General features: G+C 65.0%; 20 protein-coding genes. 8 read left to right on the top strand and 12 right to left on the bottom strand.

The window, feature by feature from the left end; translation table 11 throughout:
* Window positions 1-26: 26 nt before the first annotated feature.
* The 7 genes from hydA to aptA all read right to left on the bottom strand — a co-directional run bounded on the left by hydA (window position 27) and on the right by aptA (window position 9824).
* On the bottom strand, window positions 27-1421 hold the full coding sequence (gene hydA / locus GW587_RS16710) for a dihydropyrimidinase (RefSeq protein WP_166105302.1): 1395 nt from the start codon (window positions 1419-1421) through the stop codon (window positions 27-29).
* Window positions 1422-1437: 16 nt separating this feature from the next.
* Window positions 1438-2922: an NCS1 family nucleobase:cation symporter-1 gene (locus GW587_RS16705; protein WP_166105300.1), complete on the bottom strand. Its 1485-nt coding sequence runs from the start codon at window positions 2920-2922 to the stop codon at window positions 1438-1440.
* 146 nt (window positions 2923-3068) lie between these two features.
* Entirely contained in the window at window positions 3069-4358 is a 1290-nt protein-coding gene (preA, locus tag GW587_RS16700) for an NAD-dependent dihydropyrimidine dehydrogenase subunit PreA (protein WP_166105297.1), read from the bottom strand.
* Window positions 4358-5731, bottom strand: coding sequence for an NAD(P)-dependent oxidoreductase (locus GW587_RS16695; RefSeq protein ID WP_207393523.1), 1374 nt, complete (start codon window positions 5729-5731; stop codon window positions 4358-4360). The genes preA and GW587_RS16695 overlap by 1 nt, the downstream gene beginning before the upstream one ends.
* A 27-nt stretch (window positions 5732-5758) precedes the next feature.
* Window positions 5759-7261, bottom strand: coding sequence for a CoA-acylating methylmalonate-semialdehyde dehydrogenase (locus GW587_RS16690; protein WP_166105294.1), 1503 nt, complete (start codon window positions 7259-7261; stop codon window positions 5759-5761).
* Window positions 7262-7281: 20 nt separating this feature from the next.
* Complete coding sequence (gene ald / locus GW587_RS16685) at window positions 7282-8397, bottom strand: alanine dehydrogenase (protein ID WP_166105292.1); 1116 nt, start codon at window positions 8395-8397, stop codon at window positions 7282-7284.
* A 110-nt stretch (window positions 8398-8507) separates the two neighbouring features.
* Window positions 8508-9824: an omega-aminotransferase AptA gene (gene aptA / locus GW587_RS16680; RefSeq protein ID WP_166105289.1), complete on the bottom strand. Its 1317-nt coding sequence runs from the start codon at window positions 9822-9824 to the stop codon at window positions 8508-8510.
* Window positions 9825-10013: 189 nt separating this feature from the next.
* On the opposite strand from aptA, the gene GW587_RS16675 reads away from it, so the two are divergent.
* Entirely contained in the window at window positions 10014-11489 is a 1476-nt protein-coding gene (locus GW587_RS16675) for an aminotransferase-like domain-containing protein (RefSeq protein WP_166105286.1), read from the top strand.
* Complete coding sequence (locus GW587_RS16670) at window positions 11471-12151, top strand: TetR/AcrR family transcriptional regulator (protein ID WP_166105283.1); 681 nt, start codon at window positions 11471-11473, stop codon at window positions 12149-12151. The genes GW587_RS16675 and GW587_RS16670 overlap by 19 nt, the downstream gene beginning before the upstream one ends.
* Here GW587_RS16670 and GW587_RS16665 read toward each other — a convergent pair.
* Window positions 12114-13232, bottom strand: a complete 1119-nt coding sequence (locus GW587_RS16665) for a collagen-binding domain-containing protein (protein WP_166105279.1) — start codon at window positions 13230-13232, stop codon at window positions 12114-12116. The two genes, GW587_RS16670 and GW587_RS16665, sit on opposite strands and share 38 nt — an antisense overlap.
* 105 nt (window positions 13233-13337) lie before the next feature.
* Here GW587_RS16665 and GW587_RS16660 point away from each other — a divergent pair, with 105 nt between their 5' ends.
* The 5 genes from GW587_RS16660 to GW587_RS16640 all read left to right on the top strand — a co-directional run bounded on the left by GW587_RS16660 (window position 13338) and on the right by GW587_RS16640 (window position 16460).
* Complete coding sequence (locus GW587_RS16660; protein ID WP_166105275.1) at window positions 13338-13904, top strand: GNAT family N-acetyltransferase; 567 nt, start codon at window positions 13338-13340, stop codon at window positions 13902-13904.
* A gap of 103 nt (window positions 13905-14007) precedes the next feature.
* Window positions 14008-14274 (top strand): hypothetical protein, encoded by a 267-nt coding sequence (locus tag GW587_RS16655; RefSeq protein WP_166105273.1) that lies wholly within the window; start codon window positions 14008-14010, stop codon window positions 14272-14274.
* Window positions 14271-15197, top strand: coding sequence for a sensor histidine kinase (locus tag GW587_RS16650; protein ID WP_166105270.1), 927 nt, complete (start codon window positions 14271-14273; stop codon window positions 15195-15197). Before GW587_RS16655 ends, GW587_RS16650 begins: the two co-directional genes overlap by 4 nt.
* Window positions 15194-15979: a LytR/AlgR family response regulator transcription factor gene (locus tag GW587_RS16645; RefSeq protein ID WP_166105268.1), complete on the top strand. Its 786-nt coding sequence runs from the start codon at window positions 15194-15196 to the stop codon at window positions 15977-15979. The genes GW587_RS16650 and GW587_RS16645 overlap by 4 nt, the downstream gene beginning before the upstream one ends.
* A 55-nt stretch (window positions 15980-16034) precedes the next feature.
* Entirely contained in the window at window positions 16035-16460 is a 426-nt protein-coding gene (locus GW587_RS16640) for a VOC family protein (protein WP_166105265.1), read from the top strand.
* Window positions 16461-16465: 5 nt separating this feature from the next.
* Here GW587_RS16640 and GW587_RS16635 read toward each other — a convergent pair whose 3' ends face one another.
* The 3 genes from GW587_RS16635 to GW587_RS16625 are packed head-to-tail and all read right to left on the bottom strand — an operon-like array spanning window position 16466 to window position 18537.
* Complete coding sequence (locus GW587_RS16635) at window positions 16466-17197, bottom strand: molybdopterin-dependent oxidoreductase (protein ID WP_166105262.1); 732 nt, start codon at window positions 17195-17197, stop codon at window positions 16466-16468.
* Window positions 17194-17910 carry a cytochrome b/b6 domain-containing protein gene (locus GW587_RS16630; RefSeq protein ID WP_166105260.1) on the bottom strand — a complete coding sequence of 239 codons (717 nt, stop codon included), beginning with the start codon at window positions 17908-17910 and terminating at the stop codon, window positions 17194-17196. The genes GW587_RS16635 and GW587_RS16630 overlap by 4 nt, the downstream gene beginning before the upstream one ends.
* 24 nt (window positions 17911-17934) lie before the next feature.
* Window positions 17935-18537, bottom strand: a complete 603-nt coding sequence (locus GW587_RS16625) for a hypothetical protein (protein WP_166105257.1) — start codon at window positions 18535-18537, stop codon at window positions 17935-17937.
* Between the two features lie 126 nt (window positions 18538-18663).
* Here GW587_RS16625 and GW587_RS16620 point away from each other — a divergent pair, with 126 nt between their 5' ends.
* Window positions 18664-20112: an HD domain-containing phosphohydrolase gene (locus tag GW587_RS16620; protein ID WP_166105254.1), complete on the top strand. Its 1449-nt coding sequence runs from the start codon at window positions 18664-18666 to the stop codon at window positions 20110-20112.
* On the opposite strand, the gene GW587_RS16615 is transcribed toward GW587_RS16620, so the two are convergent.
* Window positions 20109-21329, bottom strand: coding sequence for a nucleoside deaminase (locus GW587_RS16615; RefSeq protein WP_166105251.1), 1221 nt, complete (start codon window positions 21327-21329; stop codon window positions 20109-20111). The two genes, GW587_RS16620 and GW587_RS16615, sit on opposite strands and share 4 nt — an antisense overlap.
* Window position 21330: the final 1 nt, after the last annotated feature.

Genomic DNA, 21330 nt, shown 5'->3' with positions numbered 1-21330 from the left:
CAAACGGACGCTGCGGCCGCGATGAATTAACGCGCCGAAGTCGGCTTGAACGCCGGACGGTCGATGTGGCGGCCCGCGCCCTCAACGGCCATCAGCACGCCGCGATGGAACACGACGTTGCCGGCGGCCAGCGTGGTGCTCGGGATGCCGCGCACGGTCCGTCCTTCGAACACATTGAAGCCGCCCTTGGCGAACTGGGTCAGCGACGAAATGGTGCGCGTGCCTTCCGGATCCCAGACCACGATGTCGGCATCTGCGCCGACCGCGATCACGCCCTTGCGCGGATACATATTGAAAATCTGCGCCGTGTTGGTCGACGTCACCTTGACGAATTCCGACGGCGTCAGCATGCCGCTGTTGACGCCCGCGTCCCAGATCACCGACATGCGATCTTCGACCCCGCCGCAGCCGTTCGGGATCCTGGTGAAATCGTCCTTGCCCGCCGCCTTCTGCTCGGCGCAGAAGGTGCAGTGATCGGTGGCCGTGGTGTGCAGGTTACCGCTCTGCAGCCCATGCCACAGCGCCGCCTGATGATGCTTGCTGCGGAACGGAGGACTCATCACATGGGCCGCCGCGAATTCCAGATCGTCGCTCTGATAGACGCTGTCGTCGATGATCAGATGCCCCGCCAGCGCCTCGCCGTACACGCGCTGCCCATTGGCGCGGGCGCGGGTGATGGCCTCCAGCGATTCCGCGCACGAGACATGGACGATGTACACCGGCGTATTCAGCACATCGGCGATGGCGATGGCACGGTTGGCCGCCTCCGCCTCCACCGCCGGAGGACGCGACAACGGATGCGAACTCGGTCCTGTCAGGCCTTTCTTCAACAGATCCTGCTGCAGCTGATAAACCAGCTCGCCGTTCTCCGCATGCACGGTCGGAATCGCGCCCAGCTCCAGCGAGCGGCGGAAGCTTTTCACCAGCGTCTCGTCGTCGGCCATGATGGCGTTCTTGTACGCCATGAAGTGCTTGAAGCTGTTGACGCCATGGTCGCGCACCAGGATGCCCATGTCGCGGTGCACGGTCTCGTCCCACCATGTGATCGCGACGTGGAAGGTGTAATCGCCGGCCGCCTTCTGCGCCCAGCCGCGCCACTGGTGATAGGCCTCGATCAGATTCTGCTTCGGCGCCGGGATAACGAAATCGATGATGGTGGTGGTGCCGCCGGCCAGGCCGGCCGCCGTGCCGGTGTAGAAATCGTCCTGCGTCACGGTGCCCATGAAGGGCAGGTTCATATGGGTGTGCGGATCTATCCCGCCCGGCATCACATACTGCCCGCCGGCGTCGATCACCTTGGCCGAGGGCGGCGCTTCGAGGTTTTCGCCGACGGCGACGATCTTGTCGCCGTAGCACAGCACATCGGCGCGAAAGGCGCGGTCGGCGTTGACCACCGTCCCGCCGCGAATGATAGTTGTCATAACGTCTCCTGAATCTCTATGGGTGGGCCGGCGCCCTGATCGCGGGCACGGTTTTGCCCTTCATCATAATCCCATACACCACGGCCGAAATAGCGATTCCGACAAACCAGGCATAGGTATAAATTGTTTTGAAGCCGTCCGCCACGTCCGGGAAGGACGCGGGGAAGGCGGCATTGAGGAAACCGGGAATGTTCGGCGCCACGCCGATCACGAAAGCGATCAGCGCCGCCATGTTCCAGCCGCTTCCATATGAATACTGACCACCCTCGCGATACAGCTCGCCGACGTTCAATTCGGTTTTGCGCACCAGGTAGTAGTCGACGATCAGGATGCCGGCGATGGGGCCGAGCAGCGCCGAATAGCCGATCAGCCAGGTGAAGATGTAGCCCTGGGTCGATTCCAGTATCTTCCACGGCATCATGACGATGGCGATGCCGGCGGTGATGTAGCCGCCGGTTTTATACGAGATCTGCTTCGGCGCCAGCGACGAGAAATCGTAGGCCGGGCCGACCAGGTTGGCGGCCAGGTTGACCGAGACAGTGTCGATCAACAGGATCAGCAGCGCCACCAGCACCGCCGCGCCGGTCATGCGGCTCGACAGCTCGACAGGATCCCAGATCGCCTTGCCGTACAAGACCACCGTGGCCGAGGTGACGATCACCGCCATCGCCGCCAGCAGGCCCATAGGCAGCGGCAGGCCGACCGACTGGCCGATGACCTGGTCGCGCTGCGATTTGGCGAAGCGGGTGAAGTCGGGAATGTTCAGCGCCAGCGTGGCCCAGAAGCCGACCATCGCCGTCAGCGATGGCCAGAAAACGGTCCAGAACTGGCCGGCCTTCTTGCCGCCTTCGACGAACTGCGAAGGCGCCGACAGCAGGTCGCCGAAGCCGCCGGCCTTGCTGTGGACCCAGCCGAGCAGCACGAAGCAGATCAGGATCTTCAGCGGCGCGGTGTAGGTCTCCAGCTTGCGGATCGCATCCATGCCGTGCACGATGTACCAGAACTGGATCGCCCAGAAAGCCAGGAAGCAAAGCAGCTGCGCCAGATTGATGCCGAGGCCCGCGAGCTTGTCGCCGCCGATCTCGCCGCCCATCATCACGCCCAGCAGCGTGTAGATCATCGAACCGCCGAACCAGGTCTGAATGCCGTACCAGCCGCAGGCGACGATGGCGCGCATCAGCGCCGGCAGCCGCGCGCCGGACGTGCCGAAGGAAGCGCGCGCCAGCACCGCGTAGGGGATGCCGTACTTGGTGCCGGCGTGGCCGATCAACAGCATCGGCAGCAGCACGATCGCGTTGGCGAGGAACACCGTCAGCACCGCCTGGTAGCCGGACATGCCGCCCTCGATCAAGCTGGCGGACAGCGTGTAGGCCGGGATGCACATCACCATCCCGACCCACAGCGCGGCGAAGTGATACCAGCGCCAGGTGCGTTGCGCCTCGGTGGTCGGAGCCAGGTCTTCGTTCCAGAGTTGCGTGCTGCCAGACAGTTCTTTGCTCACGGGGCGTTCTCCAAGGGTTGATGTATCCTCTTATCGCTGCAAGTTCCGTACCTTGATGCTTGCGTTCACCCCGCACTGCGCTCCGCCGGGGTCAGACCCCGTACGGGGTCTGACCCCATGTGGCTGGGGGTGGCCGTGGCGCTCAATCATGCCGTCTCGGTGACCTTTTCGGCGCGCGGGTTGCGCGGGTCCTGGGTCCAGTTCATATACGGCTTGCCGGTATCCTGCGGCACCATCGTGATGCAACCCTGCACCGGACAAGTGATTTCGCACAGATTACACCCAACGCACTCCTCCTTGATCACCTCATACGTGCGCGTGCCGGTGGCCGCGTCGATCAGCTGCGCGATCGACTGGTGCGAAGTATCTTCGCAAGCCACGTAGCAGCGGCCGCACTTGATACAGTCGTCCTGGTTGATCTGCGCGATGACCTGATAGTTCATGTTCAGGTATTTCCAGTCAGTCGTATTCGGCACCGCCTTGCCGACGAATTCGCTCACGCTCTGGTAGCCCTTCTCGTCCATCCAGCGCGACAGGCCATCCTTCATTTCCTCGACGATGCGGAAACCGTGCAGCATGGCCGCCGTGCAAACCTGCACGCAGCCCGAACCCAGCGCCATGAACTCCGCCGCGTCGCGCCAGTTGCCGATGCCGCCGATGCCGGAAATCGGCAAGTCCTTGGTCTGCGGATCGCGCGCGATTTCGGCCACCATGTTCAGCGCGATCGGCTTGACCGCGGAACCGCAGTAGCCGCCGTGCGTGCTGGCGCCACCGACAATCGGAAACGCCACCATCTGATCCAGGTCCAGATGCGTGATCGAGTTGATGGTGTTGATCAGCGAAACCGCATCGGCGCCGCCGGCCTTGGCCGCGCGCGCCGGCGCGCGCACGTCGGTGATGTTCGGCGTCAGCTTGACGATCACCGGCAGCTTGCTGTGCGTCTTGCACCAGCGCGTGACCATCTCCACATACTCCGGCACCTGCCCGACCGCCGCGCCCATGCCGCGCTCCGGCATGCCGTGCGGGCAACCGAAATTCAGTTCGATGCCGTCGGCGCCGGTGGCTTCCACCAGCGGCAGGATATCGGCCCACAGCTGCTCTTCGCACGGCAGCATCAGCGAGACGATGATGACGCGGTCCGGCCAATCCTTCTTGACCTGCGTGATCTCTTCCAGATTGATCGCCAGCGAACGGTCGGTGATCAGTTCGATGTTGTTGAAGCCGAGGACTTCGCGGTTCTTGCCGTAGTGCGCGGAGTAGCGCGACGAGACATTGACGGCGGCCGGATCCTCGCCCAGCGTTTTCCACACCACGCCGCCCCAACCGGCTTCAAAGGCGCGCACCACGTTGTAGGCCTTGTCGGTCGGCGGCGCGGACGCCAGCCAGAACGGGTTGACCGATTTGATGCCGCAGAATTCTATGCTCAGGTCAGCCATTATGCAGCCTCCACTTTCTTGACGTTGATGTCTTCATGAATGGCGTGCGCCGCCAGCTTACCGTGTTGTACCGCCTGCACCGTCAGATCCTGCCCCGGCGCCACGCAGTCGCCGCCGGCGTAGATGCCCGGCAGGACGGTACGGAACTGGTCGTCGACATGGATCTTGTCGCCGTCGCGTTTCAGCGTCTTCGCCAGCGGATCGCTGATGCCGCTTTCGTCCATGCTTTGGCCGATGGCTTTGAAGATGGCGTCGGCCGCGATCTCGAAGGTCTCGCCGGTGCCGGCCAAGCGACCGTTGACGATGGCGGTCTTCTCGAAGCGCATGCCGCGCACGCGGCCCGCGTCGTCCAGCAGCACTTGCTGCGGCTGGGCCCAGGTGCGCATGCGGACCTGGTTCTCTTTCGCGATGTGCTGTTCGTGCTCGGTCGCGCTCATCGCCTCGAAGCCGCGACGATAGACCAGCGTGACTTCCTCCGCGCCGAGGCGCTGGATCTGCACCGCCATATCGATCGCGGTGTTGCCGGCGCCGATGACGATGGCGCGCGAAGGCAGCGGCAGTTTGCTCAGGTCATCGGCCTGGCGCAGCGCGGCGATGTAGTCGACGGCGGCCAGCAGGCCTGGCGCGTCCTCGCCGGTCAGGCCCAATTGCTTGCTGGCGCCGAGGCCGAGGCCCAGGAACACGGCGTCGTATTGCGCGTGTAGATCCTTCAGTTGCAGGTTGCCGCCCAGGGTCTGGCCATGCTTGATGTCGATGCCGCCGATTTGCAGCAGGAAGTCGACTTCCTTCTGCGCGAAGTTGTCGGTCAGCTTGTACTTGGCGATGCCGTATTCATTCAGGCCACCGGATTTTTCTTTCGCTTCGTAGATGACCACGTCGTTGCCAAGCATCGCCAGGCGGTGCGCGCAGGACAGGCCGGCGGGGCCGGCGCCGACCACGGCGATCTTCTTGCCGGTCGATGCGAAGCGCTTGAACGGATGCGCGTCCAGCTTCATGTTGTCGATGGCGTAGCGCTGCAGCAGGCCGATTTTCACCGGCTGGCCTTCGGCGTCGTGATTGCGCACGCAGGCGTCCTCGCACAGGATTTCGGTCGGACAGACGCGCGAGCAGCTGCCGCCGAGGATGTTCTGTTTCAGGATGCCGACCGCCGCGCCGTTGATGTTCTCGTCGTGGATGTTGCGGATGAAGCTCGCGACGTCGATGTCCGATGGGCAGATGCGCGTGCACGGCGCGTCGTAGCAATACAGGCAGCGCGAACTTTCAATCGCGGCCTGGCGGGCGTTGAGCGCGGGCGCGAGATCAGTGAAGTGTTTGGCCAACGAATCATTGGCTTCCTTCGGCTGGGGCATGTAGTTGAGCGATTCGATCATCATACTTTTTCCTGGCTGAGAATTCGGGAGTTACTTCATCTGTGGGAATGCAAATTCCGCGCCAGCGCTGGCGGTGTTCGGCCAACGCTGCATCACCGCTTTATGCCGCGTGTAGAAGCGCACGCCTTCCGGACCATAGGCGTGATGGTCGCCGAACAAACTGCGCTTCCATCCGCCGAAACTATTGAAGGCCATCGGCACCGGCAACGGCACGTTGACGCCCACCATGCCGACCTGGATCTGCCGCACGAATTCGCGAGCCACGCCGCCATCGCGGGTGTAGATCGCGACGCCATTGCCGTACTCGTTGCGGTTGATCAGCTCCACCGCGCTGCCCACGTCCGGCGAGCGCAGCATGCACAGCACCGGCCCGAAAATCTCTTCCTTGTAGATGGTCATATCCGGCGTCACGTGATCGAACAACGTGCCGCCGATGAAGAAGCCGTTCTCGCGTCCGGCCACCACATGATTGCGTCCATCGACCACCAGCGTCGCGCCCTGCTCGACGCCCTCGCCGATCAAGCGCTCTATGCGCTGCTTGGCCGCGCTTGATACGACCGGCCCCATTTCGGCGTCCGACGCCATCCCGTCGCGCACTTTCAGTGCGGCGGTGCGCTTTGCCAGTGCGTCGACGATCTTGTCGCCCGCATCGCCGACCGCGACCACCACCGAGATCGCCATGCAACGCTCGCCGGCGGAACCATAGGCCGCGCCCATCAAGGCATCGACGGTCATCTCCATATCCGCATCCGGCATCACCACCATGTGGTTCTTCGCACCGCCCAAAGCCTGCACGCGCTTTCCTGCCGCGCAGCCGCGCGCGTAGATGTATTCGGCGATCGGCGTCGAGCCGACGAAGCTCACCGCCTGCACCACCGGATGATCCAGCAGCGCATCGACGGTGACCTTGTCGCCCTGGATGACGTTGAACACGCCGTCCGGCAAACCGGCTTCCTTCAACAAGCGCGCATGCAGCAGCGACGGCGACGGATCGCGCTCGGAAGGCTTCAGGATAAAGGTGTTGCCGCAGGCGATAGCCACCGGGAACATCCACATCGGCACCATCACCGGGAAGTTGAACGGCGTGATGCCGGCCACCACGCCCAACGCCTGGCGCATCGACCAGGCGTCGATGCCGCGCGAGATCTGGTCGGTGAATTCGCCCTTCAGCAACTGCGGAATGCCGACCGCGAATTCCACCATCTCGATGCCGCGCGCGACCTCGCCCTGCGCATCGGCGAAGGTCTTGCCGTGTTCGCGCGTCAGCATCGCCGCGAATTCGTCGGTGTGCTGCTGGCACAGTTGCAGATACTTGAACAGCACCCGCGCGCGCGTCAGCGGCGGCGTCGCCGCCCATGCGGGGAATGCCGCTTCGGCCGCGCGCACTGCGACGTCGACTTCCTCGGTGGTGCCCAGCGCAACGCGGGCCACCGGCTCGCCCATCGCGGGATTGAATACGTCCGCATAGCGGCCGCTTTGCGTATCGACTTTTACGCCGTTGATGAAATGGGTGATGGTGTCAAGGTTGCTCATGGTGTTCTCTCAAAATTGGGTCAGCCCAACAGGCTGTCCGCGTCCACATAGGGGTAGCCCAGGCCGTGCGCCACCGCTTCGTAGGTGACGTGGCCGAGGCAGACATTCAAACCGTTCTTCAAATGCGGATTGGCTTTCAGCGCTTTCTGCCAACCTTTGTCGGCCAGCGCCAGCGCATGGCCTATCGTTGCGTTGTTCAATGCGAAGGTCGAAGTACGCGCGACCGCGCCCGGCATGTTGGCCACGCAGTAGTGCACCACGCCGTCGACCACATAGGTCGGCTTCTCGTGCGTGGTGGCGTGCGAGGTTTCGAAGCAGCCGCCCTGGTCGATCGCCACGTCGACCACCACCGCGCCCGGCTTCATGCGCGCGATCATGGCCTTGGTCACCAGCTTCGGCGCGGCGGCGCCGGGCACCAGCACGCCGCCGATCACCAGGTCCGCGTCCAGCACCGCTTCCTCGATCGAGTGCGCGTTGGAATACATGGTGGCGATGCGGTTGCCGTAGACCAGATCGAGCTGGCGCAGGCGGTCGATGTTCTTGTCCAAAATCGTCACGCGCGCGCCGATGCCGACCGCCATCTGCAGGGCGTTGGTGCCGACCACGCCGGCGCCGATGATGGCGATATGTCCCGGCGCCACGCCCGGCACGCCGCCCAGCAGCAAGCCCATGCCGCCTTTGGATTTCTCCAGGTGCGCGGCGCCGGCCTGGATCGACATCCGTCCAGCCACTTCGCTCATCGGCGCCAGCAACGGCAAGCCGCCGTTGGCGCCGGTGATGGTTTCATACGCGATGCAGACCGCGCCGGATGCAACCAGCGCCTTGGTCTGTTCCGGGTCGGGTGCCAGGTGCAGATAGGTGTAGAGGATCTGGCCTTTGCGCAGCATCGCGCATTCCTCCGGCTGCGGTTCTTTCACTTTCACGATCATTTCGGCGCGGGCGAAGATCTCCGCCGCGTCCTCGATGATGGTGGCGCCGGCGCCGACATACATCGCATCGGTCAGGCCGATGGCGGCGCCGGCGTTTTGTTGCACTAAAACTTGATGGCCACGCAAAACGAGTTCCTTCACGCTGGCCGGGGTGAGGCCGACGCGGGACTCCTGGTTTTTGATCTCTTTTGGGACGCCTACCAGCATGGTGTTCTCCTTTTCACGGACTTGTGCGGCACAGTTCAACCCCGCACTGCGGCGGGCAAGGGTCAGACCCCGTACGGGTCTGACCCTTTCGGTTAGGGGTACTGCGCGGCTCAAGCGAGGTTCTGCAGGACCTTCGTTAGCTTTCCGAATAACTCGTCGATGTGTTTTTTCTCCAGCACCAGCGGCGGCGACAACGCGATGATGTCGCCCGTCGTACGGATCAACACCCCGTCGGCAAAGGCCTGCTTGAACGCGGCGAAAGCGCGCGCGCCCGGCTTGCCCGCGATCGGCGCCAGCTCGATGCCGGCGATCAGGCCGATGGTGCGGATGTCGATCACATGCGGCAGGCCTTTCAGCGAATGCACAGCGTCGGCCCAATAAGCGGCCATACCTGCGGCATGCTCGAGGATCTTCTGTTCCTTGAACACTTCCAGCGTCGCCAGCGACGCGGCGCACGCCACCGGATGGCCCGAGTAGGTGTAACCGTGGAACAACTCGATGCCGGCCGGCGCCTCCATGAAGGCATCGTGGATGTGCTTCTTGCTGAACACCGCGCCCATCGGAATGGTGCCGTTGGTCAGCCCCTTGGCGACGGTCATCATGTCCGGTTCGACGTCGAAGTAGTCGGCGGCGAATGGCGTCGTCAACCGGCCGAAGCCCGTGATCACCTCATCGAAGATCAGCAGGATGCCGTGCTTGGTGCACAGCTCTCGCAGGCGCTTCAAATAACCCTTCGGCGGAATCAGCACACCGGTGGAGCCGGCGACCGGCTCGACGATCACCGCCGCGATGGTCGACGCATCGTGCAGCGCGACGATGCGTTCCAGCTCGTCGGCCAGCTCGGTGCCGTATTCCGGCTCGCCGCGCGTGTAGGCGTTCTTCTCCAGATTGTGCGTGTGCGGCAGGTGGTCGACGCCGGGCAGCATCACGCCGTAAGGCTTGCGGTTGCCGGCGATGCCGCCGACCGAGATGCCGCCGAAGCCGACGCCGTGGTAGCCGCGTTCGCGGCCGATCAAGCGGGTGCGGCTCGCCTCGCCGCGCGCCTTGTGGTACGCCAGCGCGATCTTCAGCGCCGTGTCCACCGCTTCGGAACCGGAGTTGGTGTAGAACACATGGCCGTATTTGTGATTGGTGTACTCCATCAGCTTTTCAGCCAGGTCGAAGGCGGCCGGGTGGCCCATCTGGAAGGTCGGCGCGAAGTCCAGCTGGCCGACCATCTCGCGCACGGCGGCGACGATCTTCGGCTGCGCGTGGCCGCACGGCACGCACCACAGGCCGGCGGTGCCGTCCAGGATGCTGTTGCCGTCGACGTCCTTGTAGTACATGCCTTCCGCCGACACCAGCAGGCGCGGATTGGCCTTGAAGTCGCGGTTATTGGTGAAGGGCATCCAGAAGGACGCCATCGATTCAGGTCGGGATTCGTTCATGCATATCTCCTGTGGCAACACTCGCGGATTTTCAACGCGCCGGAAAAAAAATTTACCAGTTGGCAAAATGATGATGCAATAATAGACAGCGCAACAACTATGGCACAGATACACAAATATCAAAACTGTCCAACCGTACTGGCGATAAAAACACTACAGTTTGGGTTTGCGGCGTTTATGGAGTCAAGGATGGAACAAGCGAGTCCTGCGATCGATCAAACCGACTGCCCACCCGGCGGCGCGGGCTGGCCGGTGCTCGCCATCGAGCGCAGCCGCAAGGGCGGCCTGGTCGACCAGATCGTCTCCGCCATCAGCGCCATGGTGGGCCGCAGGGAGTTGCGCATCGGCACTAAAATGCCTTCGGTGCGACAGTTTGCGAAGTGTAATGGCATCAGCACCTTTACAGTTGTCGAGTCCTACGACCGCCTCGTCACGCTGGGACTGTTGTCGTCGCGCCGCGGTTCCGGCTACTTCGTCGCGCGCCAGGACGTGCCGGCGACGCTGCTGCCGCTGGCCCTGCAGGCGACGCCCACCGCCATCGACGCCCTCACCCCCGACCTGTATTCCGGCGTCTCCGACGCGCTGCCGGTGGGCGCCGGCTGGCTGCCGCCCGAGTGGTACGGCGAGGACACCATCCTCGACGCCGTGCGCCAGGCGATGCGCATCCCAGCCAACCGCCTGCGCGGCTACGGCCACCCGCTCGGCTTCCCGACGCTGCGCCAGCACATGGCGGCGACGCTGAGCGAGGAGCTGTTCCCGGTCGAGCCGGAGCAGATCCTGCTGACCCATGGCGCCACCCACGCCTTCGACCTGATCCTGCGCACGCTGACCAAGCCGGGCGACACGGTGCTGGTCGAGGATCCCGGCTACAGCAACCTGCTGTCGCTGATCCGCCACCACGGCTGCATTCCGGTCGGCCTGCCGCGCGGCGAACAGGGGCTGGACCTGGACACGCTGGCGCAGCAGGCGGCGCAGCTGCAGCCCAAGCTCATGTTCGTCAACACGGTGCTGCAAAATCCGCTCGGGACGTCCTTGAGCGCGGCACAGGCGCACCGGCTGCTCGCGCTGGCCGAACAGTTCGACTTCTGGCTGGTGGAGGACGACATCTACCGCGAACTGGCGCCGCGCGGCGAAGCCTCGCTGGCGGCGATGGACGGCTTGCGGCGCGTGATCCGCGTCGGCAGCTTCTCCAAGACCTTGTCGCCGGTGCTGCGGGTCGGCTCGATCTGCGCCTCGGCCTCGCTGATTCCCGAGCTGTTGCGGGTGAAGATGCTGGCCGGGCTGACCACCTCCGAGATCAACGAGCGCGCCGTCTACCACGCCATCACCGCCCGCCCCTACAAGCGCATGGTGGAGAAGCTGATCTCGCAACTGGAGGACGGCCGCGAGCGCGCCATCGACAGCCTGCGCGGCATCGGCTTGACGCCACTGGCGCGGCCGCGCGGCGGCATGTTCGTCAGCGCCGGCTGGAGCACGCCGCCGTCGGCCGACTGGAACGGCAAGACCATCGCCGACCTGGCGCTGAAGTCCGGCATCCTGCTGTCGCCGTGCGACTTCTTCATGCTGCGCGCGCCGGAATCGATCTGGTTCCGCTTCAACGTCGCCTACACCGACCACCCGCAACTACTGACCTTCCTGAGAGACCTATGCCGACAGCCAAACTGAATGCGGAACCGGCGCCGAAAATCAAACGGCGCGTCCTCAACCGCGACAAGCTGGAGGCGGAGATCGCCGCCGAAGCGGTGCGCGTCTTCGCCGAATGCGGCTACGAGGGCACCTCGATCGCGACGGTGGCGGAGAACGCCGGGCTGTCGAAGCAGAACCTGATGTACTACTTCCCCACCAAGCAGGCGCTGTACCAGCGCGTGCTGGACGATGTGCTGGACGAGTGGCTGGACCGGATGGAGAACCTGGCCGCCGGCGACCAGGAGCCGCGCGAAGTGCTGCGCACCTATGTGCAGGCGAAGCTGAAGTTCTCGCGCGAGCAGCCGTGGGCGTCGCGCGTGTATGCGATGGAGGTGATCAGCGGCGCGCAGCTGTACGGCGCGCAGATCCAGAACCGCGTGGTGCCGCTGGTGCGCAAGGATATCGAGGTGTTCGAGAAGTGGATCAGCGATGGCAGGATCGCGCCGATCAACGCGACGCATCTGCTGTTCGCGATCTGGGCGATGACGCAGTCCTATGCGGACTTCTCCGCCCAGATGGCGCTGGTGTTGAACCGCAAGCAGCTGACCAAGAAAGACTTCGACGATGCCGAGAAGGTCATCGTCGACATGGTGCTGGCCGCGATCAGCGTGCCGCAGCCTGTTTGCGGCGACGCGCGATAAAGCCCATCAGGCCCAGGCCGGCGAGCAGCATGGCGTAGGTGTCGGCTTCCGGCACGGCGGTTGGAATAGCGCCGCTGTAATTGTACTGGTGGATCTCGCCGCGCTGGGTGATCGACGCCGAATACACGCCGCCGTCGATCGAATTCCCGTTGGTGAACGAGGCGCCGATGGCCAGCACCGAACCACCCCATTCGGTGCCGATGCTGACGCTGCCGGCCTTGTACATATTCCAGATCAGGCTGGAGCCGACCACGGTCGGGTCTTTGAAATTGGCGGCGGTGCTGATGCTGGTGTTGTCGGTATTGATGATCACCGAGGTGGCGCCGTTCAGATTGAACGTGATGCTGGATGCGGCGAACACCAGGTCGTCCAGCTGCGTCAGGTCGCTGCCGCCCGGATGGGCCAGCGCGGTCAGGTCGAACACCGCGACGCCGTTGTTCGACACCGCGTTGAACACCACGCCCTGGCTGTTGAATTCCACGCTGCTGTTGCCCTGCAGCTTGGACAGGTCGGTCGACAGTCCACCCAGCACAGTGGCGAAGTTGGTCGAGGTGGCCGCTTCGGTATTGGTGGCGATCAGCGTCTGCGAAGCGCTCGACAAGCCGCTGCCATTGACGTGCGAAGCGCTGTCGCCCAGCAAGCCGACATGTCCGCCGCCGTTCAGATTGCCGTTGGTGATGGTGCCGGTGATGTAGGTCGGATTCTGGTAATTCGTGTTGGCCGAATTGCCGCCGACGAAACTGGCGCCGACGCTGTGCTGCACATCACCGTTGGAGGCGCTGCCGCCGATGTTGACGCCGTTGTAGCCGCCACGGAAACCGCTGGCGCTGCCGATGACGGTCAGGCCGGCATACGACGACGCCGGCAGCGAGGACGACATGGCATACTGGCCGCCGGCGACGGTGCCGCCGATCCAGGCGCGGCCGATGGTTTCGGTGGTAGAGGTGGCGCTGCCCAGGGTGACCTGGCTAAACTGCTGCAATACTTCCAGGCCGGTCAACGGCGTGGTGGCGGCATGGACGGAACCGGACAACATCGCTGCGGCGGCCAGGGTCGTGAGTGCGAAACGGTGAATCATCATGGTTCGTCCTTAAGTTATTGCATTTAAATAACAACTATTGTGTTTAGTGTATCATGCTTTGTTTCGTTTAGTACATTTACGAATTATTTCAGCAACGGAATCCCTATGCCGAGCTTTTCTCCCTGCGAGCTGCACACCGAGCGCCTGACCTTGCGCTTCATCGATGGCGGCGATGCCGACGCCCTGTTCCGACTGTTCTCCGATCCGCAAGCGCTGCGCTACTGGAGCAGCGGCCCGTGGCTGCACATGGCGCAGGCGGCCGACAACATCGAGCAAACGCTCAAGGGTTACCAGGACGGCGCCGCGCTGCGCCTGGCGCTGGTGCTGCCGGACGGCGAATTGATCGGGACCGCCACCCTGTACGCCTTCGACCGCCGCAACCATCGCTGCGAGATCGGCTACATGCTGGCGCGCCCGTACTGGGGCCAGCGTTACATGCAGGAGGCGCTGGCGGCGCTGATCGGCTACGGCTTCGGCGCGCTGGAGCTGCACCGCATCGAGGCCGATATTCATCCCGACAATATCGCCTCCGGCCGCATCCTGGAAGGTTTGCAATTCCGCCAGGAAGGCCATCTGCGCGAGCGCTGGTTCGTCGGCGGCGAAATCTCGGACAGCATCATCTACGGCCTGCTGCGCCGCGACTGGATCGGCCCCATTCATCCGGCGCAATAACCGGCCATCCCCGCCAAACCGCAGTTGATCGGAATCCACTACGGTCCCCGGTGGCGCTTTGATACAGTGATCTCATCGCAACACGTTTTGATGGAGACACAACATGAGCAAACTGACGATGCAATCGGTGCTGGACCTGTTCGACGAAATCTTCCGCGCCTTCGCGCAACTGGCGCGCCACTGCGTGCGCCTGGTCGGACGCATGTCGCCGCAGGCGCTGCTCGGCGCGGCACTGATCCTGGCCTTCATCCTGAGCATCCTGCCGCTGGCGCTGGTGCTGTTCGTGGTGTTCATGCTGATCAAGATCGCGGTCGGCGCCTGCGTCATCGGCAAGCGCCGTCAGGCGGTGCGGCAGGAGCCGGGTAAATGAAGAAGCGGCTGGCCAAGGCCGGCTACGACAACGCCAAGAGCCTGCTCGACATCGTGCGCGAGGTCGGCGAGACCGCGGCTGGCTTGTGGTGGCGCTTCTTCGACTGGCTGGCCCAGGTCGAGTGGCGCAAGCTGATCATCATCTGGCTGCTGCTGTTGATCCTCGGCCTGACCCCGTTCGGCTTGCCGAAGCAGACCGGCGCGCTGATCCTGCTGTCGTTCGGCCTGAAGGTGCTGGCCGGCGGCAAGCGCAAGGCAGAGCTGGAGGCGCGCGACGCCACCTCGCACGCCGACGAGGAAGGCCTGGAGCGGCGCCTGGTCGAAGCGCGCATGGCGGCCTTGCAGGCGCAGGTCGAGCCGCACTTTTTGTTCAACACGCTGGCCCTGATCGGCCAGTTGATCGAAACCGATCCGCCGCAAGCGGCGCTGATCCACCAGAACCTGATCGACTACCTGCGCGCCACGCTGCCGCAGATGCGCGCCAAGGGCGCCGGCACGCTGGGCCGGCAGATCGAGATGTCGCGCGCCTACCTGGCCATCATGCAGGCGCGCATGCGCTCGCGGTTGGCGGTGTCGGTCGACGTGCCGGAGGAAATGCTGAGCGCCACCTTCCCGGTGATGATGCTGCAGATCCTGATCGAGAACGCCATCAAGCACGGGCTGGAGCCGAAGATCGAGGGCGGCCGCATCGACATCCGCGCCTCGGTCGAAGGCCGCATGCTGCAAGTGGACGTGATCGACGACGGCATCGGCTTCAACATCCACGCCGGCGATGGTGTCGGCCTGGCCAATGTGCGTGAACGGCTGCGCATCCTGTACGGCAACCGCGCGCAGCTGGTGATCGAAAAACCGCTGATCGGCGGCACGCAGGCCAGCATCCGCATCCCGTATGCGCCGGACATCTTCGCCGGGAGCGGCAAATGAACCTGAACAAACCGGGCGGCCAACGCCGCGCCACCGCGCTGATCGCCGACGACGAGGAGCCGATGCGCCAGCAGTTGCGCAGCCGTTTATTGGAAGCCTGGCCGGGTCTGGAGATCGTGGCCGAAGCGGCCAACGGCATCGAGGCCGTGGCGCTGGCGGGCCAGCATCAGCCGGACATCGTCTTCCTCGACATCCGCATGCCTGGCCTGTCCGGCATCGAGGCGGCGCGCATGCTGTTCAACCGCTGTCACCTGGTGTTCGTCACCGCCTACGACCAGTATGCGATCGAGGCGTTCGAACAGGGCGCGCTGGACTACCTGCTGAAGCCGGCCGGCGGCGAGCGGCTGAAGACCACCTGTGCGCGCTTGCAGACGCTGATCGGCCAGCAGCCGTCCGACATCGAGCGGCAGCTGACGCAGCTGCTGTCGAGCCAGGCCAAGCCGGCCGCCAAGCCGGATTACCTGCGCTGGATCCAGGCGGTGGTCGGCAGCAACCTGCGCATGATCAGCACGCGCGAGGTGTTGTTTTTTCGCGCCGATGAAAAGTACACGCGGGTGCAGACCGAGCAGTCCGAGGTGCTGATCCGCAAGACGCTGAAGGAGCTGGCCGACGAGCTGGATCCGGACGAATTCTGGCGCATCCACCGTTCGACGCTGGTGCGGGTCGATGCGATCGAGGAAGTGACGCGCGACTTGCGCGGGCGGCAGATGGTCAAGATCCGCAACTTCCCGGAGCAGCTGGAAGTGAGCCGCGGCCACGCACATTTATTCCAGCAAATGTAACGTGGTCCGCGCGCGCACGCGGGTATACTCGGCGTTCCAACTCAAGGAGGGAATGATGTCCAGCATACCCAAGCAGACTCTCACCAATGTCATCCCGTGCATGCGCTACCGGGATGCGCCAGCCGCGATCGAGTGGCTGTGCGATACCTTCGGTTTCGAAACCCAGCTGGTGGTGCCCAACGAGGACGGCAGCATCGCCCACGCCCAGCTCGCGTTCGGCAACGGCATGATCATGCTGGGCTCGGCGTTCGACACCGAGTACGGGCGGCTGTTGAAGCAGCCTTCCGAGATCGGCGATTTCGTCACGCAGAGCGCCTACCTGGTCGTCAACAACGCGGACCTGGTGTACGGCCGCGTGCTGGAGGGCGGGGGCAAGATCCTGCTCGACATCAAGGACGAGGAGTACGGCGGGCGCGGCTTCACGTGCCGCGATCCGGAGGGGCATGTCTGGAGCATCGGCACCTACGATCCGCAGGCCTGATGGCGTTACAGGCCGGCGAACCAGTTGTAGCCGTGCAGGTCTTCCCAGTAGCCGCTGGTGAAGCTGTTGGAGACGGTCATGCCGGTCAGGTGCTTGGGGTTCTTGAATCCGAGCTTGGTGGGGATGCGCAGCCGCAGCGGGAAGCCGAATTCGTCCGGCAGGCTGGCGGCGCCGTTGAAGCTGAACGCCAGCATGGTCTGCGGGTGCAGCGCGCTCGCCATGTCGATGCTGGTGAAGTAGCCGTCGGCGCAGGTGAAGGCGACATATTTGGCGCTGGTGTCGGCGCCGATCAGCTTGAGGAAGTGATGCAGCGGCACGCCGGTCCATAGTCCGATGGCGCTCCAGCCTTCGATGCAGACCAGGCGGGTGATTTCGGTCAGCGGCGGCAGGGCCTTCAGTTCGGGCAGCGTCCATTCGCCGGGTTTGCGCACCAGGCCGTCGACCTTGAAGCGCCAGGTCTGTTCGTCGATCTCGGGGACCGAGGCTTCGGAGTAGAAGGCGTTGAAGCGGAATGGCAGCGTCAGCTCGTTTTTGTGGAACAGCGGCGCCAGCGTTTGCGGGCGGAACAGGGCCGCCTGGGCGGCGTCGTTGAAGCGTGAGACGCGCTTCAGGGCGGCTTCGACGGTTTCGTTTTCCGTGATGCTACAGGCGGGCAGCAGCGCTGCCGCCGCGGCGCCCAGCGACAGGCGCAGCAGGCGGCGGCGGCCGGGGTCGGGTGTCCAGATTTCTTTTGTCATGATGCGTTCCGTTTCAGGCCCAGCATCGCCAGCAGCAGACGCGGCGACAGCAGCGCGAGGCAGATGTGGCCGGCGACGAACATCGCCAGCAAACTCATACAGATGAAATGGGCTTGGCGGGCGGTTTGGTAACCGCCGAAGGCTTGCGTCAGCCATTGCAGCTGCACCGGCTTCCAGATCGACAGGCCGGACAGCACGATCAACGCCAGCAGCGACAGCACGCCGAGGTAGGCGATCTTTTGTACGCGGCTGCGATCGCTGCCCTTGTGCGTCGCGCCGAGCGACAGGTACTGCCGCCGCAACCGGCCGGTGGTCAGCAGCAGGGTCAAGGCGACCAGGCCGTTGGCGGCCAGCAGCCACATGCCGGCGAAATGCCACATCAAGGCGCCGGGCAGCGAGCCACCAAGCGTCAGGTAGCTTTTAAACCCGGCGATCCAGAACGGAGCGGCGTTATAGATTTGCCAGCCGCTGGTCAACATCACCGCGAAGACCACGGCATTGGTCCAGTGGCACAGCCGCACCCACAGCGGCGGCGCGACGTGCGCAGTGGGCGATGCGACGTGCGCGGCAGGCGGCGCGGCACGAGCGACGGGCGGCGCGACATCGGCGGCAGGCGGCGCGACGTCGGCGGCAGGCGGTGCGACGGGCGCGGTGGGCGACGCGGCGGCTGCGGGCGGAGCGGCCGGGGTGGCGGGCTGGGGGCTCGGTGTCATGCGGCTGCTCCGGTCACGCTGGGCTTAGATCGGTGGCAGGAAGCCGTCGCGGCCCACCAGCACCGCGTTGGCGGCGGTGGCGCCGTCGGCGGTCGGGGCACCGATGACCAGCACCTTGGCGCCGACCACGATCAGCTCACGCTTGCCCGGCACGAACTGACCATACACGGTGGCCTTGTCCAACACCACCACCTGCGTCTTGCCGCCGAAGCGCATTTCCAGCTCGGTCGCGCTGGACTTCTTGCTCACCTTGGCGACGGTGGCGTTGGTCATCGTGCTCTTGTCGCCCATGTCCCAAGGGAAGTGCCCCTCGTTCAAACCGCGCGCCGGCTCCGGGAACACCATCACACCCAGCGCACGCACCTTGCCCTCCGGCGCCGGCGCCGCAGCCACGCCCAGATAACTATTCTCCTTGATCGCATCGACACTGCTGCGCGACACATCCAGCACCTGCGCCTGCTCCGGCAACTTGACGACGGTCTTCACACCCTTGCGGTCGGTGATGGTCAGATCGGTGGCGGTAACGGCGGTGACCTCGCCGCGCAGATGAACCGGGCGGTCGGCGGCAAAGCCGGAGGTGGCGGTGAACAGAGCGGCACCGGCGATCAGTACTTTAAGCATTTTCATGGCAGTCCTTGGATTGATGTTCGCAGTCGGAACAGGAGCCTGCACTATGGCGCAGCGCCGCCCCCCCGGCTATCGGTCAAACAACCGATGCGAACGTAAAACCGCGCATATCGCTATAATCGCCCCATGTACCCCGCCACCACCGCATCCATCACCGACGCCATGCACACGCTGGCCTACGTCGGCGACCTGAGTATGGGCCAGCCCACCGACCACTCGCTGCGCACCGCCTGGCTGGCCGCCCGCATCGCCGAAGCGATGGGCCACAGCGGCGCCGATATCGCCGCCGTACAGCAGGTCGCGCTGCTGCGCTGGTCCGGCTGCACCGCCAACGCGGCGGAATTCAGCGCCCTGATCGGCGACGACGTCGGCGTGCGGGCGAAACTGCTGTCGCAGAATCCGGACGATCCCGAGCTCCGCCGCGCCGGCGCGTTGGTCTTCCCCGAGATGCAGCCGCTATCGCAGATACACTGCGAAGTATCCGGCGAAATCGCCCGCATGCTGCAAGTGCCGGCCGAAGTCGAGCACGCGCTGCGCGCCATCTTCGCCACCTACGACGGCGCCGGCCCGAATCACGCGGCGCAAGGCGGCGTGCCGGACAGCGTGTACATCGTCGCCATGGCCAGCGATATCGAAATCTTCGGCCGCGAGCAAGGGCTGCCGCGCGCGCTGGCGCGCATCGCGCACAAGAGCGGCAAGACGTATCCTCCGGCGCTGGCCGACATCGCGCCGCGCCATGCCGCCGGCTGGCTGGAACAGCTGGACCACGACGAAGACTGGCACGCATCGCTCAGTTTCGGCGCCCTGGCCGGCAGCGACGCCGTGCCGCTGGAACTGCTGGCCGACGTGATCGACCTGAAGCTGCCCTGGATGACCGGCTATTCACGCAGCGTCGCGCAGACCGCGCACGGCGCGGCGGCGGCGATGGGCATGGCCGCCGAAGCGCAACTGCGCTGCTACCGCGCGGGACTGGTGCACGGCATCGGCCGGGCCGCCGTGCCGAACACAGTGTGGAACACGATCGGCAGATTGTCCGCCGCCGCGCGTGAACAGCTGCGGCTGGCGCCCTACTGGACCTGCCGCGCCGGCGCCCGCATCGGCGCGCTGGCCGGCGATGCCGACATCGGCTCCTACGCCGGCGAACGGCTGGACGGCAGCGGCGCCTTCCGCGCCTGCGGCGATACCGCGATCCCGCTCGAAGGAAAAATCGTCGCCGCCGCGACCGCGTGGGTGGCGTTGCAGTCGGCGCGGCCGTGGCGAGCGGCGATGTCGGCCGACGAAGCGCGCGCGCTGTTGCAGGCGGAAGCCGATGCCGGCCGCTTCGACGCGGCAGCCGTGCGCGCCGTCAGCGGCGCCGCGCGGCCTGCGGAAGCACCGGACAAGGTGCTGCTGACCGAACGCGAGATCGAAGTCTTCAAGGGCATCAGCCTGGGACAGACCAACAAGGAAGTGGCGCGCGCGCTGGCGATCAGCCCGAGCACCGTGCGCACCCACGTCGAAAACGTGTTCCGCAAACTGGGCTGCACCTCGCGCGCCGCCGCCACGCTGAAGGCGTCGACGCTGCGGCTGATCTAAGTCAGCGCAGCGATCAAGGCATGGTCGGCGACCGGCGTCGGCCGAATGCGGATCACGTCGCGATACAGCGGCGGCATGGCGGCGCAGATGGCGGCCAGGTCCGCCTCGGGCATGGCAGACAGCACATACTGGAATTGCGTCGGATTCGCCGCCGGCAGCGGGCCCTCCATCGTCGAGCCGTAAGCGCCGAGGTTCATGAAGCTGACCGCGCCGCCGTCCGGCCCGTGGGCGAAGACGAAGGTGCCGTCCTTGGGATGGCCGAGGAATTTGCGCACCTCGTCCTGCTGCGCCAGCGTGGCGCCGTTCATCAACTTGTAGCGCAGTTGCGCATAGGCGCGCGTGGTCTCCATGAAGGCGCTGCGGATGCCCGATTGCGACATCCGCCCCGGCATGCAGAGCAGCAGATTGCCGAACGAATCCAGCAACGCCACCGCATCCCCCGCCCCGCCATGTTCACGGTCGCGCGCCATCGCCTGCGTCAGGAACGGCGCGAGGCCGGCGTCGGGCAGGCGCGGCGCACAGCGATAGGCCAACGCATCGGGATACAACTGCTTGAGCGCGCGCACGATGGCATGGTCCGGCGCCAGCGTGGCCGGATCCCGCAACAGCTCCTGCGACGGATCGGTGCTGAACTTCTCCATCACCTCGGCCGACGTGGCCTCGAACACCAATGAGCACAAGGCCTGTGTCGGTTCGGCGATGGTTTTTCCGATGAAGAAGGACTTCGGCGCCGCGCCGCTGCCGGCGCGCGAATATTGCGAGGAGCCCAGCACCGCCGGATAGCCGAAGCTGGCGCCGGCCTGTGCGCGCAGCGATGCCGGCAGCGCATCGAAAGTCGCGGCCTGGTCGAAATTGATACCCGCGTTTTTATCCGGCGCGGCCACCACGACATTGAAGCCGCCGGCCAGGATCGCGCCGCTGCACATGCAGCAGGGATCGAGCGAGGTGACGAGGGTGATGTCCTCCGGCGCCGGCAGCTCGCGGCCCTTGGCGCGTTCGGCGTAGTACCAGTCGATCAACTGGCGCTCACCGTGCGCGGTCGGGTCGAAGATCAGGCCCTGCTTGATGACGTTGTTGTGCAGCGACTGCAGCACGTTGCCGTGCTGGTCGAGCATCAGGCCGCCGACACCGAAGGTGCCCTGCGTCTTGGCGGCGATCGCCTCGGCCGCCGCGATGGCGACGGCCGCCTGCACATCTATCGTCTTCTTGAAGGCCAAG

Source organism: Duganella aceris, from assembly GCF_011090165.1.
GTDB lineage: Bacteria > Pseudomonadota > Gammaproteobacteria > Burkholderiales > Burkholderiaceae_D > Rugamonas > Rugamonas aceris.
Note: the sequence above shows the minus strand (reverse complement) of the source record. Positions and strands in the feature narration are given on the sequence as shown.